The 15,903-nt window shown below is 68.5% G+C and carries 15 protein-coding genes; 6 read left to right on the top strand and 9 right to left on the bottom strand.

The window, feature by feature from the left end; genetic code table 11:
• A complete protein-coding gene (locus MFF55_RS13620) occupies positions 1-1,866 on the top strand; it encodes a response regulator (RefSeq protein WP_238244696.1) in 1,866 nt (621 codons plus the stop codon).
• Between the two features lie 14 nt (positions 1,867-1,880).
• Here MFF55_RS13620 and MFF55_RS13615 read toward each other — a convergent pair whose 3' ends face one another.
• From MFF55_RS13615 to MFF55_RS13605, 3 genes are read right to left on the bottom strand one after another with little or no spacing between them, the layout of a single operon-like run.
• Complete coding sequence (locus tag MFF55_RS13615; RefSeq protein WP_238244642.1) at positions 1,881-2,639, bottom strand: ABC transporter ATP-binding protein; 759 nt, start codon at positions 2,637-2,639, stop codon at positions 1,881-1,883.
• The gene (locus tag MFF55_RS13610) at positions 2,639-3,391 is read right to left on the bottom strand and encodes an ABC transporter permease (protein WP_238244641.1); all 753 of its coding nucleotides are present in this window, start codon (positions 3,389-3,391) and stop codon (positions 2,639-2,641) included. Before MFF55_RS13610 ends, MFF55_RS13615 begins: the two co-directional genes overlap by 1 nt.
• 19 nt (positions 3,392-3,410) lie before the next feature.
• Positions 3,411-4,433, bottom strand: coding sequence for an ABC transporter substrate-binding protein (locus MFF55_RS13605; protein WP_238244640.1), 1,023 nt, complete (start codon positions 4,431-4,433; stop codon positions 3,411-3,413).
• Between the two features lie 329 nt (positions 4,434-4,762).
• Here MFF55_RS13605 and MFF55_RS13600 point away from each other — a divergent pair, with 329 nt between their 5' ends.
• From MFF55_RS13600 to MFF55_RS13590, 3 genes are all read left to right on the top strand, one after another.
• The gene (locus MFF55_RS13600) at positions 4,763-5,182 is read left to right on the top strand and encodes a DUF3597 domain-containing protein (protein WP_238244639.1); all 420 of its coding nucleotides are present in this window, start codon (positions 4,763-4,765) and stop codon (positions 5,180-5,182) included.
• A gap of 244 nt (positions 5,183-5,426) precedes the next feature.
• Entirely contained in the window at positions 5,427-7,820 is a 2,394-nt protein-coding gene (locus MFF55_RS13595) for a putative bifunctional diguanylate cyclase/phosphodiesterase (protein WP_238244638.1), read from the top strand.
• Positions 7,821-8,083: 263 nt separating this feature from the next.
• Entirely contained in the window at positions 8,084-9,133 is a 1,050-nt protein-coding gene (locus MFF55_RS13590; protein WP_238244637.1) for a substrate-binding domain-containing protein, read from the top strand.
• Positions 9,134-9,155: 22 nt separating this feature from the next.
• Here MFF55_RS13590 and MFF55_RS13585 read toward each other — a convergent pair whose 3' ends face one another.
• Together MFF55_RS13585 and MFF55_RS13580 are read right to left on the bottom strand one after the other, a co-directional pair.
• Positions 9,156-10,250, bottom strand: a complete 1,095-nt coding sequence (locus MFF55_RS13585) for a polyamine ABC transporter substrate-binding protein (protein ID WP_238244636.1) — start codon at positions 10,248-10,250, stop codon at positions 9,156-9,158.
• On the bottom strand, positions 10,247-10,606 hold the full coding sequence (locus MFF55_RS13580) for a RidA family protein (protein ID WP_238244635.1): 360 nt from the start codon (positions 10,604-10,606) through the stop codon (positions 10,247-10,249). The genes MFF55_RS13585 and MFF55_RS13580 overlap by 4 nt, the downstream gene beginning before the upstream one ends.
• A gap of 184 nt (positions 10,607-10,790) precedes the next feature.
• On the opposite strand from MFF55_RS13580, the gene MFF55_RS13575 reads away from it, so the two are divergent.
• Complete coding sequence (locus MFF55_RS13575) at positions 10,791-11,057, top strand: GlsB/YeaQ/YmgE family stress response membrane protein (RefSeq protein ID WP_238244634.1); 267 nt, start codon at positions 10,791-10,793, stop codon at positions 11,055-11,057.
• Positions 11,058-11,175: 118 nt separating this feature from the next.
• A complete protein-coding gene (locus tag MFF55_RS13570) occupies positions 11,176-11,547 on the top strand; it encodes a lysozyme inhibitor LprI family protein (RefSeq protein ID WP_238244633.1) in 372 nt (123 codons plus the stop codon).
• 298 nt (positions 11,548-11,845) lie between these two features.
• Here MFF55_RS13570 and MFF55_RS13565 read toward each other — a convergent pair whose 3' ends face one another.
• From MFF55_RS13565 to rpsO, 4 genes are all read right to left on the bottom strand, one after another.
• On the bottom strand, positions 11,846-12,067 hold the full coding sequence (locus MFF55_RS13565; RefSeq protein ID WP_238244632.1) for a YgaP family membrane protein: 222 nt from the start codon (positions 12,065-12,067) through the stop codon (positions 11,846-11,848).
• 73 nt (positions 12,068-12,140) lie between these two features.
• A complete protein-coding gene (locus MFF55_RS13560) occupies positions 12,141-12,770 on the bottom strand; it encodes a glutathione S-transferase family protein (RefSeq protein ID WP_238244631.1) in 630 nt (209 codons plus the stop codon).
• A 146-nt stretch (positions 12,771-12,916) separates the two neighbouring features.
• The gene (pnp, locus tag MFF55_RS13555) at positions 12,917-15,124 is read right to left on the bottom strand and encodes a polyribonucleotide nucleotidyltransferase (protein ID WP_238244630.1); all 2,208 of its coding nucleotides are present in this window, start codon (positions 15,122-15,124) and stop codon (positions 12,917-12,919) included.
• Between the two features lie 274 nt (positions 15,125-15,398).
• Positions 15,399-15,668, bottom strand: coding sequence for a 30S ribosomal protein S15 (gene rpsO / locus MFF55_RS13550; protein WP_238244629.1), 270 nt, complete (start codon positions 15,666-15,668; stop codon positions 15,399-15,401).
• Positions 15,669-15,903: the final 235 nt, after the last annotated feature.

The following is a 15,903-nucleotide window of genomic DNA, read 5'->3' as shown; positions in this document are numbered from 1 at the left end:
ATGGCCAGAGGCACCATCCTGGCCGTCGACGACGAGCCGGACATCCTCATCGCCCTCGAAGACCTCTTCGAGGATGAGTACCGCGTCCTCGCCACGACGAAGCCGGCCGAGGCCCTGGCCATCCTGAGGTCCGAGCCCGACATCGCGGTCATCGTCTCCGACCAGCGCATGCCGGGCATGACCGGCGACGCGCTGCTCGCCGAGGCGCGCGCCTTCCACGATGCCCGGGCGATTCTGCTCACGGGCTACGCCGACATCAGCGCCGTGATCGCGGCGCTCAACCGCGGCGGCATCACCGGCTACGTCACCAAGCCCTGGGATGCGAGCCTCCTGCGCAGCACGGTGCGCAACGCCTTCGAGCGTCACCGCCTCGGGCGTGACCTCGCGACCGAGCGCGCGCTCCTGATGGGCCTCCTCGACCATGCCGAGGACGCCATCGCCTTCAAGGACGCGGAGGGACGCTTCCTTCGCCTCAACGCGCGGAAAGCGGGCCGCCTCGGCCTCACGGTTCCGGAATGCCTGGGACGGACGGAGGAGGAGCTCGTCGGCGCGCAGGCCGCGACGAACCTGGAGGCCGAGGCGGCGGTCCGCGCCTCGGGCACGCCGTCCGACACCGTCGCCGCGCTGGGCAATCCCGGCGCCGAGCGCTGGAGCCACGTCGTGCGCGTGCCGATCCAGGGCGGATCGGGCGAGATCACCCATCTGGCGGTCATCGAGCGGGACATCACGGAGCAGAAGGCCCTGGAGGCGCGCCTGCGCCAATCCGACAAGATGCAGGCCCTCGGCACGCTGGCCGGAGGCATCGCGCACGATTTCAACAATCTCCTCACTGCGATCCTCGGCAACCTCGAACTCGTCGCGCCCAAGGTCGCCGAGCAGCCGCGCGTCGTGAGGCTCGTCGACAACGCCGCCCAGGCAGCCCGGCGCGGCGCCTCGCTGACCAAGCGTCTCCTCAGCTTCAGCCGCGCCCGCGACCTGCGCTCGCGTGCCGTCGACGTGAACGGGCTGATCGCCGGCATGGGGGAGCTCATCGGCGGCAGCCTCGGCGGCCTCGTCTCGGTCGCCCATACCCTCGATCCGACAGGTCCCGCGGCCCTCGTCGACCCCGATGAGCTCGAACTCGCGATCCTCAATCTCTGCATCAACGCCCGCGACGCGATGCCCGACGGCGGCGCCATCACCCTGGCGACGCGGATCGAGGCCGTGGCCGACGACTCCGATCTGTCGGCGGGTGAGTACGTCGTCATCACCGTGTCCGACACGGGGGTCGGCATCCCGCCGGAGCTTCTGCAGCGCGTGGTGGAGCCCTTCTTCACCACGAAGTCGCTGGGCCAGGGCACCGGCCTCGGCCTCGCCATGGTGTTCGGCCTCGCGCAGCAATCGAAGGGGCGGCTGCGCATCGCGAGCGAGGTCGGACAGGGCACCACGGTCGAGCTGTTCCTGCCCCGCTGCGCCGCGGCGGTGGCCGAGGCGCCGAAGGACAAGGCGGAAGCGGTCGCTCCAGGGGAGAACGCCGAGATCCTCGTGGTCGACGACGATCCCGGGGTCCGGCACGTCACCGCCTCGTTCCTGAGCGGATTCGGTTACCGGACGACCGAGGCCCCGGATGGGCCCGGAGCGCTCTCGCTCCTGGAGGGGCGTCGCTTCGACCTCGTCGTCGCCGATCTGGCGATGCCGGGGATGACCGGCGTCGAGCTCGCGGAGGCGGTCCGCGGGCGCTGGACCGGCCTGCCCGTGCTCATCCTCACCGGCCACGCCGAGGCCATCCCGATCCCCGACGGCCTGCCGGTGCTGGCCAAGCCGTTCGAGTCGGCCGATCTCGCGGCGAAGGTGTCGCGGCTGATCGCCCAGGATCCGCGGATCTGACGCGGAGTGCCGGGCTAGAGCTCGGCCGAGCGTCGCGACAGCTCGGCTCGCAACTGGCGGGCGGATTCGGCGAGCGCCGCGTCGCGCCGCCGGCGGGGACGGGGCACCGTGACCGCCATCTCGGCCGCCACCCGGCCGGGGCTGCCGGCGAGCACGACGACGCGGTCGGCCAGCGTCACCGCCTCGTCGATGTCGTGCGTGACGAAGAGGATGGTCTTGCCGGTCGCCGCCTGGATGCGCTGCAGCTCGTCCTGCAATCCTTCGCGGGTGAAGCTGTCCAGCGCCGAGAAGGGCTCATCCATCAGGAGCACGTCGGGATCGACGGCAAGCGCGCGGGCGATCGCCACCCGCTGCCTCTGCCCGCCGGAGAGCTGGTGGGGCCAGCGGTGGCCGTAATCGGCGAGGCCGACGAGGGCCAGCATCTCCGCGGCCTTCGCGCGGCGCTGCGCCCGGGACAAGCCGCTGCCCTCGAGGCCGAAGGCGACGTTGGCGATCACCCGTCGCCAGGGGAGGAGCCGCGCATCCTGGAAGACGAGGGCCATCGGCGTCCGGCAGCCGGCGCGCGTCGCGAGCCGCACGGTTCCCGCACTCGGCCTGGCGAGCCCGATCAGCACGCGCAGCACCGTGGACTTGCCCACCCCAGATTCGCCCACGATCACCACGAACTCGCCGCGGGCGATCCTGAGGTCGAGGTCCGCCAGGATCTCGTTGCGCCGGCCCTCCCGCTCGTAAGCGAGACTCAAGGACCGGATGTCGATGATCGCCTCGTCCATCAGGCGCGCCACCGCAGGAGCCAACCCTGAAGGGCGACGAAGGCGGAATCGAACAGCCCGTAGAGCGCCGCCATGGTCAGCATGTAGACCACCACCACGTCGGTCGAGAGCAGGCTCGAGGCCTGCATCATGCGCGCGCCGACGCCGGGCACGCCGAAGATCTCGGCCGCGACCACGGCCATCCAGGCCTGGCCCAGCGCCGTGCGCAGGCCGACGAGGATGCCCGGCGTCGCGGCCGGCAGCAGGATCTTCGTCAGCCGTGCCGGACCTGAGCGGAAGCCGAAGGCCTGGGCCACCTCGATGAGGTCGCGGTCGACGCCGCGCACCGCGCCTTGCGTCGCGAAGAACACGATCCAGAACACGCCGATGGCGATGATGAACACCGCCGCCTCCGGCTGCACGCCGAACCAGATGATCGCGAAGGGCACCCAGGCCAGCCCGGGAATCGGCCGCAGCAGGCGGACGATCCAGGCCGTGACCGCCTCGAACCCGCGCGACATCCCGCCCGCGATCCCGAGCGCGATGCCCGCGCCCGCCCCGACGCCCAAGCCCACCACGTAGTGGCTGAGGCTCGAGGCCACGGCCGCGGTCCAGACGCCGAGCCGGATCTCGCGCAGGAACGCCGCCGGGATGGTGCTCGGCGGCGGCAGGAAGGCGGGATTGATCAGCCCGAGACGCGGCATCGCCTCCCAGAAGACCAGGAAGGCGATGAGGCCGGCGGCGGCGAGGCCGGTCGAGCGGAGCGCCTGCATCAGGTCGGTGCGTGCGGGTTCAGCGCGCCACCGCCTTCTCGTAGTAGCGGGAATCGAACAGCCCCTCGATGGGCACGTCCTTGTCGAGGGTGCCGATCGAGACCTGATACGCCTGCATCTTCTTGGTCGCGTCGATGATCACGCGGGGGTCGGCGGTGAACTTGGCGGCCGGCGAGGTCAGGGCCTTCTGAATCGTGGCGATGTCCGTGATGCCCTTGCCCAGCGCCGCCTCGACCGGGCCGGCGGCCCGGGCGGGATCGGATTTCAGGAGGTCCGAGGCGCGGACCAGCGCCTTGACGAGACCCTCGACGCCGGCGGGGTTCTTGTCGGCGAAGGCGCCGTAGACGCCGACGACGGTACCCGGCTGGTCGGGGAACATCTCGCCGCCCGTCGCGATCAGCTTGATGGCGGGGTTGCGGCCCTGAACGATGGTGAGCGCCGGCTCGCGGATCGAGGCGCCGTCGACGGCGCCGGCGAGCACCGCCTGCTGCGTCGCGTCGATGCCCATCGACACCACCTCGGCATTGGCCTTCTCGGTCTTCGCCACCTGCCAGAGCCAGTGCTGCAGGGTGGTGTTGGGTACGGAGCCGGGCGGCTGCGTGGCGAGCCGCGCGGCCCGGCCCTCCTTGGCGCGGAAGAGCTCGAAGGCCTTGGCCTTGTCGGCCCCGTCGGCGAAGTAGGGGGCGAGCTTGGGGCCGGCGACGAAGACCATCTCCTCGATCGCCGTCGCGGCCACCACACGCACGTCGATGCCCTTGGTGCGGGCCACCGCCAGCGGTGCGATGCCGGCGACGTAGACGTCGATGGTGCCCGACGCCAGCGCCTGGATCATGTTCGGCCCGGACTCGAAGGTGGTGAAGGTGGGGTTGAGCCCCGCTTCCTTGAGCCAGCCCTCGCCGTTCGCCACGAAGATCGGGGCCGCGCCGATCACCGGGATGACGCCGATGCGCACCGGAATGGTCTGGGCCGCCGCGGGGCCGGCAAGGAGGAGCCCCGCGCAGGCGGTCAGGAGCGTCGCGAGGACGGAGAGCGGCGTGCGCATCGGCTTGCGGTTCCAGGTCTGGGCAGGTTGGCGCGGGTCGCGTTGGAGGCCGCGTCGCCGGGCGCCATCGCATAGGCATCGGACGGGCGCAAGATTGTCTCGTCCAACCCGGCCATCGACCGCGGGAAAGAGAATTTTCCTCTCCTGCGAGCCGTCCGGCCGGCATCTGCGTTTCGAGCCGGACCGCTGTGCGCGATCGATGGTGAGCCCGATCCTGGCGGCGCCGTGCCGGAAGGGCGCTTGCGGGCCCGTCGGGAACGAGCCCAGCGAAGGTTCGTTGTCACCGCGCCGCGGCAGATCGGTCCGCGGCGAAGAAGAAGGAACGCGCCATGAGCTTTCTCGGCAGCATCGTCAGCAAGATCCTGAATCCCTTCGGGAGCTCCGAGGCCCAGGCAAAACCCTCCTCGACGGAGGCCCAGCCCTCCACGGGCGGAGGCGCCTCGCAGGCGACGCCGACGAGCGGCGGCACTGGCGGCTCGGCCTCGGGCGGACCCGTCGACGTCGAGGCCGTGCTCAACGGCATGGCCGAGAAGAACCCGCAGCAGCTGAACTGGCGCACCTCCATCGTCGACCTGATGAAGCTCCTCGACATCGATTCGAGCCTCACCGCCCGCAAGGCGCTGGCCGACGAGCTCCACTACACCGGCGACAAGAACGATTCCGCCTCGATGAACGTCTGGCTGCACAAGCAGGTGATCAAGAAGCTCGAGGAGAACGGCGGCAAGGTGCCGGCCGATCTCAAGGACTGATCGGGAGTCCGGTCGGCCCGGATCGGGCCTTTCGGTCCCTTGAGACCGTGGGGCGGATCCGGGCCACCCCTGGCGCGCGAGGCAGCGTGCCCGAAGCCGGTCGCGAAATGAATCCTCAAGGATGTCGGCGTAGATGACGTCTGATCGGGCGCCCTGCCCTCACGTCAGCCTCGATGCCGGACGAATGCGTCAGACCTGAGAGAACCGGCCGGCTCCTCCAGCTACACGGTAGGAGGAGTGCACGGTGACGTCGGCATGGATGATGTCGATCCGCACCCGCATCTTTCTCGGGTGCATCAGCCTCACGCTCGTGACCGTGCTCGTCGGCTTCCTCTCGCAGGGCACGCAGACCAAGCTGAGCCAGACGGCGCTGGGCATCTACGACGACGCCTTCCAATCGATGAACTACCTGCGCTCGGCGCAGTCGATCATCCTCGGCATCTCTCGCGACATCGCGGCCGGCGAGAAGAACAACGCCATCTTCGTCGACCAGATCGGGTCGGCCCTAGATGCCCTGGAGGTCGCCCGCGAGCGAGCGATGTCTCCGAAGGGGGAGGAGCTCGCCGGGCGTCTGCGGACCTCCCTCCTGCGATTGCAGGACTCCCTGAGGAACGCGGCGGAGCCGGCGACCCGCTCTGCGTTCCAGCCGATCGAGCACACCTTCGACTTGGCGGTCGGCGTCTATGCCAGCGACGGGTTCCGGCTGCGCCGCGCGGCGGAGGACATGGTCCGCGACACCCGCCTGGCGACCTACGCGGCGATGCTCGGCTCGGTGGTCATTGCCCTGATCATCACGCTGACGCTGAGCGGCGCGATCGTTCCCTCGATCCGTAAGGCCGTGACGGTGGCGAGCGCCATCGCGTCGGGGAAGCTCGACAATGCGATCGACGCCCAGGGCTCCGGCGAAACGGGGACCCTGCTCAAGGCGCTCGCGACGATGCAGGCGAGCATCCGGGAGAAGATCGGCTTCATCGAGCAGCTGATGGCCCAGCAGGCATCCAGCCATGACGTCGCGATCGCGGCGCAGAACGCCCGTTTCGAGACGGCGCTCGACCACATGACGCTCGGCCTGCGCATGTTCGACGCCAACGACGCGCTCGTCGTCCAGAACCGGCGCTTCTCGGAGATGTTCGAGACCGAGGAGGCCGTCGACGATCTGATGGAGCAGGCGGCCGTCCGCCCGCCCGGCGGCTCCGATCCTGGGAGCGAGGCCGAGTCCGCCACCTATACCTGCCTCCTGAAGGATGGCCGCACCATAGAGGTGTCGGAGGAGGCGATGGCCGGCGGGGGCCGCGTCGTGACCTACGAGGACATCACCGAGCGGCAGCGCGCGGCGGCCGACCTTTCCCACATGGTCCGGCATGATGCGCTCACCGGGCTGCCCAACCGCGTCATGTTCCGCGAGCACTTGCAGGCGGAAACGCCGGAGAAGCACCCGGACAGCGTGCTGTCCGTCCTCTGCCTCGATCTCGATCGCTTCAAGAGCGTGAACGACACCCTCGGCCACCCCGTCGGCGACGAGCTGCTGCGCGAGGCCGCGACGCGGCTCGTCGGCATCGTCGGCGAGGGTGGCATCGTCGTCCGCCTCGGCGGGGATGAGTTCGCCATCATCCACCGGGGCCGGACGCGCGGCGAGGATGCTCGAACGCTGGCCGAGCGGGTGATTGACGTGCTCAACCGCCCCTTCGACATCGACGGGCATCACATCACGATCGGCGTCAGCGTCGGCATCGTCGAGTCCGTCGACGGCAGTGAGACGCCGAGCGAGCTCCTCAAGAGCGCGGACCTCGCCCTCTACGCCGCCAAGGCCGCGGGCCGGGGCATCTACCGCTTCTTCGAGCCGGAGATGAGCGCGCGGGTCCAGGCCCGGCGCAGGATGGAGCTCGGCCTGCGATCGGCGATCGCCAACGAGCAGTTCGCCGTCCACTACCAGCCCATCGTCAACGCGAAGACGGGCGCGGTGGTGGCGTTCGAGGCGCTGATCCGGTGGTATCATCCGGAACGGGGCTTGGTGCCCCCGGCCGAGTTCATCCCGCTCGCCGAGGAGGCAGGGCTGATCCCCGAGATCGGCCTATGGATCCTCAAGCGGGCCTGCCGCGACGCGACGGCGTGGCCGACCGGCATCAGGGTCGCGATCAACCTCTCGCCGCTGCAGTTCCAATATCGGAACCTCGTCGGCGACGTCGAAGGGGCGCTCCGTCAATCCGGGCTCTGCGCAACCCGGCTCGATCTCGAAATCACCGAGTCGCTGCTGCTGCAGAACTCCGAGGTGACGCTCTCCATCCTGCACGATCTGAAGGCGCTCGGCATCAGCATCTCGATGGACGATTTCGGCACGGGCTATTCGTCGCTCAGCTATCTTCGCCGCTTCCCCTTCGACAAGATCAAGATCGACCGCAGCTTCATCAGCGACATCGGCGAGACCAGCGAAAGTCTCGCCATCGTCAAAGCCATCATCCGTCTCGGCGAAGCGCTCAAGATGAACATCGTCGCCGAGGGCGTGGAAACGATCGAGCAGAAGAGCCTGCTCTGCCGAGTAGGATGCCAGGAGTTGCAAGGCTACCTGTTCAGCCGGCCGCAACCGGCGGACTCGATCGAGGCCGTTCTGCAGAGGATATCTTTCGATCATGCAGCCTGAGTACGAATAGATTGATCTATACAATTAGAAATTCGTATAGTCGATATTCGAGTGAATAATTAATTTCAGCAGTCTTCTGCCTCATAAATCTTTACGCGCGTCCGTCGCACTCGGTCGTGTCACGCGCGTTACTTGGTTTCATTCGACGTCTCATATTGAATCGGCGCGGTGATTCGGAGCGTTGCGGCCGCTTCGTTATCCCGAGGGGTGCGACCACAAGCTTGCACCACAGCGAACGGACCCAGCGTTCAAGGAGAGCCCTCGTGCATCGGCTTGTTGCGGCGAGCGTCATGGCTGCGGGCCTTCTGTCGTCGCTTTGCCTCCCGTCGCGAGCCGCGCCCTTCAACCCGGACATCGAACCGGACTGGATCAAGTGGACCCAGCTGACGAAGGCGCTGGGCCCCTCCCCCAGCGTGCGCGGACACCGCTTCGGGGTCGTGCTCAAGACCCAGACGAACGAGTACTGGCGCCTCATGGCGGCGGGCTATCGGCGGCGTGCCGCGGCCGGCGGCGCCAAGGTCGACATCCAGGCGGCTCAGAGCGAGACTGATCAGCTTCGCCAGCTCTCGATCCTGCACACCATGATCGGCAGCGGCTACAAGGCGCTGATGATCTCGCCGATCTCGGCCGTGAATCTCAAATCCGCCCTGGAAGAGGTGAAGGCGGCCCGGATCCCCATCGTGAACGTCGACGGAGCCGTCGCCGACGAGGTCCGGCACTTCGTGGGGCCGGTCAACCGCGATATGGGCGTCGAGGTCGCGAAGTGGTTCATCCGCCATTACCCGGCCGGCGGCAAGGTCGCGGTCATCGAGGGCCAGGCCGGCGTCCTCTCGACGGTTCACCGGACGGCGGGTTTCATCGAGACGCTTCTCGCGACGGGAAAGTTCGAGGTCGCCGCAACCCCCTCCGGCCAGTGGGATCGACAGATCGCGTCCGACGCCGCGAAGGCCGTGGTGACGCGGACGCCGGACCTCATCGGGTTCTACTGTAACAACGACACGATGGCGCTCGGCGTCGTCGACGCCCTGAAATCGCTGCAGGCCCTGGACCGCGTCCGGGTCTTCGGCAGCGACGGGACGGCCGTGGCCTATGCCTCGATCCGGGCCGGCGAGCTCACGGGAACGGTCGACATCTTCCCCATGATGGTCGGCGAGATCGGTTTGGAGATCGCCGAACGCCTCTCGGCGGGCCAGAGCGTGCCGCGCGTCGTCGAGACGCCCCAGGTGCTGGTGACCCGCGAGAACATCGCCCGCTACGGCGCGGACGAGGAGGCGAGGCGCAGGGCCCTGATCGAGGATGCGAGGGAAAAGTAGCCCCCGGCCGGCGGCCTCAGTCTCACCGCCCGGTGCGCACCCGCGTCCAGGCCCGGGTGACGAAGCGCTGCATGCGGTCGTCCCAGGCGGTGTTGGTGAAGAGCCGCTGCATCATCGCCTCGTCCGGGTAGATGCCGGTGTCGCGCAGGATCTCGGGCCTCACAAGGGCCTTCGCCGCGAGGTTGCCGCTGGCGTAGGAGACGAAGTTGGTGTTGGCCGCCGCCACCTCGGGCCGCATCATGTAGTCGATGAAGGCGTAGGCCTCCGCGACGTGGGGGGCGTCCTTGGGGATCGCGAAGGCGTCGAACCACATCAGCGCGCCCTCGCGGGGGATGAAGTAGCCGATCTCGACGCCGTTCTTCGCCTCGTCCGCTCGCTTCTTCGCCTGCATGATGTCGCCGGAATATCCGACGGCCAGGCAGAGGTCGCCGCCGGCGAGCCCGTTGATGTATTCCGAGGAATGGAACTTCCGCACCGCGCCGCGGACCTTGAACAGGGCGTCCGTCACCTGGGTGATGTCGTCCCAGCGCTTGGTGTCGGGCTTCAGTCCGTAGGCGGGAAGCAGGCTGGGGATCAGGTCCTCGGGGCTGTCGAGCATCATCACCCCGCAATCCTTGAGCTTGTTCAGGAGAGCGGCGTTGAGCACGAGGCTCCAGGTGTTCAGCGGCTGGTTCGGACCGAGCCGTTCGCGGACGAGGCCGAGATTCACGCCGATGCCGGTGGTGCCCCACATGTAGTCGACGGCGTGGAGGTTTCCCGGATCGTAGACGGCGAGCCGCGCCGTGATCTCGGGCCAGGCGTGCATCAGGTTGGGCAGCTTGGCGCGGTCGAGGGGCTGGAAGATGCCGGCCCGGATCATGCGCTGCAGGAAGGGGCCGGAGGGCACCACCACGTCGTAGCCGGACTTGCCGGCCAGAAGCTTCGTCTCGAGGATCTCGTTGTTGTCGTAGGTGTCGTAGACGACCTTGATGCCGGTCTCCCGGGTGAAGGCTTCCAGCACCTTGGGGTCGATGTAGTCCGACCAGTTGTAGATGTTGACCACGCGCTCCTGCGCCTGGGCGAGGCTTGTCAGCCCGAGGAGCAGGCCGAGGAGCGCGCCGAGGAGGCGGCCCGTCATTGCGCGCCTCCGGCCGCGACGACGACGATCTCGACGAGGTATTCGGGCGCGGCGAGGCGCGCCTCGACGGTGGCGCGCGCCGGCGTGTTCCCGGGCGGGACCCAGGCATCCCAGACCGCGTTCATCTCGGCGAAGCTCGCGATGTTGGTGAGGTAGATGGTGGCCTGGAGGATGCGGCCCTTGTCGCTGCCGGCCAGCGCCAGCAGACGGTCGATCTCGGCGAGAACCTGCTGCGTCTGTGCCTTCACGCCGGTTCCGACGGCATCGGTCGCGACCTGCCCTGCCAGGTAGACGAGGCCGTGATACGCGACGGCCTGCGCCATGCGGGGGCCGGTCTCAAAGCGTTGGATCGTCATGGCGGGCTCGGGTCTCCGTTCGGCCGAAGCGGCGTCGGCCCTTGTGCCGCTGCGAAGCCGGCATCGTAAAGAGCCCAGCGATCCGCATCTGCGATGCATCGCAACAAAGTCGGGTCCGGCGGGCAACCAGTCCAGGGATGGGACGTTTCCTGCCCAGATTAAGCTTGAGTCTGAGGGTCACGTCATGGGTATCATCTGGACCATCATCATCGGCTTCATTGCCGGTGTCATCGCCAAGTTCATCATGCCCGGACCCAACGAGCCGTCGGGGTTCATCCTCACGACGATCCTCGGCATCGTCGGCGCCTTCGTGGCGACCTTCATCGGCCAGGCCGTGGGCTGGTACGGACCGAATCAAGGCGCAGGCTTCATCGGCGCCATCGTCGGTGCCATCGTGGTGCTGGCGATCTACGGCTTTATCGCCGGCCGCCGGACGAGAACCACGCTCTGACGCACTAGAGCGTTCGCGACATCGTTTGGAGGGCGCCTTCGGGCGCCCTTCGTCGTTGACAGAGGTCCGCGCGTCGTGCCCGGCTCATGGCCGCCACGTCGTTGCCGCGAGCCTCTCCATGCTGCGTCCCGCCCTCTCCTGCTTCTTCGCCGCGCTCGCTCTCGCCGCCGGTCCGGCGCGCGCCGAACCGGGACCGGATTGCAAGAACCCGGTGACGCAGCTGGACATGAACATCTGCGCGTCCGAAGCCTACGGTGAGGCCGACGCGCGGCTGAACCGGACCTACGCGAAGCTCGTCAAGGCGCTCGAGCCCGATCGGATCGAGACGCTACGCGCGGCACAGCGGGCCTGGGTGACGTTCCGCGAGCGGGAATGCGCCTTCGCCGGCTCGGAGGTCGGGGGCGGCAGCATGCAGCCCATGATCATCTCGGGCTGCGCCCGCACCCTGACGGAGCAGCGGGTGAAGGATCTCGAGAAGCACCTGCGGTGAGGTATCATCGCGGCTCGGTCGAGCGTCCGGATTTCGGCATCGCGCCGCGAAGGTCTTCGGGCGGCAGCACGGTGGCAGGCGCAGCCGCTTCGGCTGGCAACGTTGCGGCACTAACCCTTTGTCATTCGGGGGCTGCGCAGCAGAGCCCGGAACCCAGAACCGCCGGCGACTCTCACCTTGCCGCGTCGGCGGTTCTGGGTTCCGGGCTCGCCTGCGGCGCCCCGGAATGACAAAGGGAGTGCTGATGGTCGATACGCCCCCGCGAGGGAGGCGGGGATCCGCCCCCACCCCGTGAAAACTAGACCTGCTGCGCCGCCGCCTTCATCGCGCAATGTCCGGTGGCGCCGCGGATCGCGAGGCCGGCACCCACGATCAGCGCGGCGAGGCTGAGCCACTTGTTCGGGCGGGGCTGGGCGGCGGCGGCCGCGATACCGAGGCCGAGCACGACCGACACGGCCCGCTCCGTCGTCGTCAGGTTGGGCTCGCCGCTGAAGATGTCGGTGATCATCGCGTTCGACATGACTCGCAAACTCCTGGATGTCGGGGAATTGCGAGGCGAACGCCGGGGAGGCGCCGGCGTTCCGGGAGGGCGGCTATGCGCCACCGGCATTCTTCAGCAGTTCGTCGTCGATGGCGTTGGCGCGCTGGGCCGCCGGACGCTGCCTGAACCGGCCGACATAGGTCTCGAAGGCCGGCCGCTTCTCCAGCGTCCCGAACTGCATGCCCCAGGCCAGGTGCGAGCCGAGGTAAAGGTCCGCCGCGCTGAAGGCGCCGCCTGCGAGGTACTCGCGGCCCGTCACCGCGCCTTCGAGGGCGTCGAGCACCTCGTTCATGCTGCCGTACCCGACCGTCGCCTTGCGCTCGGGCGGCACCTCGACGCCGAGCGCCTTGTTCAGGACCGCCGATTCGACCGGCCCGGCCGCGAAGAACAGCCAGCGGTAATAGGGGCCGCGCGCCGCGCTGCCCGGCGGCGGCGCCAAGCCGGCCTCGGGGAAGGCATCGGCCAGATAGGCGCAGATCGCGGCGCACTCGGTCACCACGGTGTCGCCATGCACGATCGCCGGCACCTTCCCCATCGGGTTGATCGCCCGGTAGTCGGCCGCCTTCATCGAGGCCCCGTAGCCGAGAACCTCGGTCCGATAGGGCTCACCGACCTCCTCCAGCATCCAGCGCACGATCCGGCCGCGGGACATGGGATGGGTGTAGAAGACGAGGTCGGTCATGAGAGATCTCCTCGGGCGCTGCGCGAGGCAGCGATTCACTGGGGCGGAATAGGCCAAACCGCCGGGACGCCAAGCCGGGAAACGGGGCAACAAAAAAGCGCGGTCCGGAGGGACCGCGCTTCCATGCCTTCGGTGAGGCGAGCCGCTTACTCGCCGGCGTTGCGCCGCTCGCCCCGCTCGCGGCGGGGCTCCTGGTCGCCGCCGCGTTCGCGGTCCTTGTCGGCATTGCGCTCGGCCTTCAGCTTCTCGGTGATGTCCTCGCCGGTCTGCTGGTCGACGACCTTCATGGAGAGGCGGATCTTGCCGCGGTCGTCCTGACCGAGGAACTTCACCTTCACCTTGTCGCCCTCCTTCACCACGTCGGTGACCTTGGCGACGCGCTGGGCGGCGAGTTCCGAGATGTGGACGAGACCGTCCTTGGCGCCGAAGAAGTTCACGAAGGCGCCGAACTCCATCGTCTTCACGACGGTGCCGTCGTAGATCACGCCGACCTCGGCCTCGGCCACGATCGAGCGGATCCAGTTATAGGCGGCCTTGATGGCCTTGCCGTCGCTGGAGGCGATCTTCACGGTGCCGGTGTCGTCGATGTTGATCTTGGCGCCGGTCTTCTCGACGATCTCGCGGATCACCTTGCCGCCGGTGCCGATCACTTCCCGGATCTTGTCGGTGGGGATCTGCATGGTCTCGATGCGCGGCGCGTATTCGCCGAGCTCGGGCCGCGCGTCGGTGAGGGCCTTCGCCATCTCGCCCAGGATGTGGACGCGGCCGGCCTGCGCCTGGTCGAGGGCGACCCGCATGATCTCCTCGGTGATGCCGGCGATCTTGATGTCCATCTGGAGGGAGGTGATGCCCTCCTCCGTGCCGGCCACCTTGAAGTCCATGTCGCCGAGATGGTCCTCGTCGCCGAGGATGTCGGAGAGCACGGCGTAGCGCTCGCCCTCGAGGATGAGGCCCATGGCGATGCCGGCCACCGGACGGCGCAGCGGCACGCCCGCATCCATCAGCGCCAGCGAGCCGCCGCAAACGGAGGCCATCGAGGACGAGCCGTTCGACTCGGTGATCTCGGACACGACGCGGATCGTGTAGGGGAACTCGTGGGCCGGCGGCAGCACCGGGTGGATCGCCCGCCAGGCGAGCTTGCCGTGTCCGATCTCGCGACGGCCCGGAGAGCCCATGCGGCCGGTCTCGCCCACCGAGTAGGGCGGGAAGTTGTAGTGCAGCAGGAAGGTTTCCTTGTAGGTGCCCTCCAGCGCGTCGATGAACTGCTCGTCCTCGCCGGTGCCGAGCGTCGCCACCACGAGGGCCTGCGTCTCGCCGCGGGTGAACAGCGCCGAGCCGTGGGCGCGGGGCAGGACGCCGGCCTCCGACACGATCGGACGGACGGTCTTCACGTCGCGGCCGTCGATGCGGGAGCCGGTATCGAGGATGTTCCAGCGCACGACCTTGGACTGGGCTTCCTTGAACGCGGCCTTGACCTTCTCGGGCGCGAATTTCTGCTCGCCCTCGGCGGGGCAGAGGGCGGCCACCACCTTCGCCTTCACGGCATCGACGGCGGCGTAGCGCTCCTGCTTGACCGTGTTCTTGTAGGCCTCGCGCAGCTCGGTCTCGCAGACGGCGAGCACGGCCTTCTCGACCTCCTCGTTCTCCGGCGCGGTGAAGTCGCGGGGCTCCTTGGCGGCCTTCTCGGCGAGACGGATGATCGCCTCGACGACCGGCTGGAAGTGCTTGTGGCCGAACATCACGGCGCCGAGCATCACGTCCTCGGCGAGTTCCTTGGCCTCGGACTCGACCATGAGGACGGCGTCCTGCGTGCCGGCGACGACGAGGTCGAGGGTCGAGGCCTCCATCTCGGGCACGGGCGGGTTCAGCTTGTACTGGCCGCCGATGTAGCCGACGCGGGCCGCGCCGATCGGGCCCATGAAGGGCACGCCCGACAGCGTCAGGGCGGCGGAGGCCGCGACCATGGCGAGGATGTCGGGATCGTTCTCGAGGTCGTGGGTCAGGACGGTGATCACGACCTGGGTGTCGCTGCGCCAGCCCTCGACGAAAAGGGGGCGGATCGGGCGGTCGATGAGGCGGGAGACCAAGGTCTCCTTCTCGGACGGGCGGCCCTCGCGCTTGAAGTAGCCGCCCGGAATGCGGCCGGCGGCGTAGGCGCGCTCCTGGTAGTTCACGGTGAGCGGCAGGAAGTCGATCCCGGCCTTCGGCTCCTTGGCCGAGACGACGGTGGCGAGCACCGAGGTGTCGCCGTAGGTCGCCATCACGGCGGCGTCGGCCTGGCGGGCGACCTTGCCGGTCTCGAGGACGAGCTTGCGGTCGCCCCACATCAGCTCTTCACGTTGTACGTCGAACATTCTGTCTTTCCCTTGCCATCGTGCGGTCGGGCGGACCCGGCGCGGCCAGGGGCAAGACGGCCAGCGGCTTCTCCTCCGGGAGAGAAGCCGCTGGCGATCCTGTCCCCGACCGTGGCGCCTTCAAGTCGCCCGATCTTCGCGCGGCCGGACCCACTCCGGCGGCGCGGCCTTGCTGGAGCATCGGTTGATCCAAAAACCGGTTCCCGCTTCTCGGGCCGATGCTCTTACGAAAACGCGGCCCGGAGCCAGGCTCGGGACCGCGTGAAAAACCACCTTAGCGGCGGATGCCGAGACGCTCGATGAGGCTCTTGTAGCGGGCCTCGTCCTTGCGCTTGACGTAATCGAGCAGCGAGCGGCGCTGCGAGACCATCTTCAGGAGACCGCGGCGGGAATGGTTGTCCTTGCCGTGGGTCTTGAAGTGGCCGGTGAGGTTGGTGATCCGCTCCGTGAGGATCGCCACCTGGACCTCCGGCGAACCGGTGTCCTTGCCGCCCTGTGCGTATTCCTTGATGAGCGCGGTCTTGCGCTCTGCCGAGATCGACATCGCTGGCCCTTTCAGATGGGGTTTGGTCGGGATCGGCGGCTCGTTGCGGAGCCGCGCGAGGTTCGGGTCGGGGCCGGTGCCGGGATGTCGTCCAGCACGGTCGCGTCCGCAAACGGGTCGTGCCCCGCCCGTTGCCGGGTCGAGGTGGCGTCCGTCATACACGAAACGCGGAGAGACGCCAGGGGGCGGGCGCGGGACTTGCTCGGACGCCCTGCGCCCTGCGCGCCTCGGGGGG

This window comes from Methylobacterium iners, from assembly GCF_022179305.1.
In the GTDB taxonomy this organism is placed as follows: domain Bacteria; phylum Pseudomonadota; class Alphaproteobacteria; order Rhizobiales; family Beijerinckiaceae; genus Methylobacterium; species Methylobacterium iners.
Note: the sequence above shows the minus strand (reverse complement) of the source record. Positions and strands in the feature narration are given on the sequence as shown.

Coding starts and splice junctions, on each gene's coding strand:
- MFF55_RS13620 (WP_238244696.1), top strand. CDS start 1: ATGGCCAGAGGCACCATCCTGGCCGTCGACGACGAGCCGGACATCCTC.
- MFF55_RS13615 (WP_238244642.1), bottom strand. CDS start 2,639: ATGGACGAGGCGATCATCGACATCCGGTCCTTGAGTCTCGCTTACGAG.
- MFF55_RS13610 (WP_238244641.1), bottom strand. CDS start 3,391: ATGCAGGCGCTCCGCTCGACCGGCCTCGCCGCCGCCGGCCTCATCGCC.
- MFF55_RS13605 (WP_238244640.1), bottom strand. CDS start 4,433: ATGCGCACGCCGCTCTCCGTCCTCGCGACGCTCCTGACCGCCTGCGCG.
- MFF55_RS13600 (WP_238244639.1), top strand. CDS start 4,763: ATGAGCTTTCTCGGCAGCATCGTCAGCAAGATCCTGAATCCCTTCGGG.
- MFF55_RS13585 (WP_238244636.1), bottom strand. CDS start 10,250: ATGACGGGCCGCCTCCTCGGCGCGCTCCTCGGCCTGCTCCTCGGGCTG.
- MFF55_RS13580 (WP_238244635.1), bottom strand. CDS start 10,606: ATGACGATCCAACGCTTTGAGACCGGCCCCCGCATGGCGCAGGCCGTC.
- MFF55_RS13575 (WP_238244634.1), top strand. CDS start 10,791: ATGGGTATCATCTGGACCATCATCATCGGCTTCATTGCCGGTGTCATC.
- MFF55_RS13570 (WP_238244633.1), top strand. CDS start 11,176: ATGCTGCGTCCCGCCCTCTCCTGCTTCTTCGCCGCGCTCGCTCTCGCC.
- MFF55_RS13565 (WP_238244632.1), bottom strand. CDS start 12,067: ATGTCGAACGCGATGATCACCGACATCTTCAGCGGCGAGCCCAACCTG.
- MFF55_RS13560 (WP_238244631.1), bottom strand. CDS start 12,770: ATGACCGACCTCGTCTTCTACACCCATCCCATGTCCCGCGGCCGGATC.
- pnp (WP_238244630.1), bottom strand. CDS start 15,124: ATGTTCGACGTACAACGTGAAGAGCTGATGTGGGGCGACCGCAAGCTC.
- rpsO (WP_238244629.1), bottom strand. CDS start 15,668: ATGTCGATCTCGGCAGAGCGCAAGACCGCGCTCATCAAGGAATACGCA.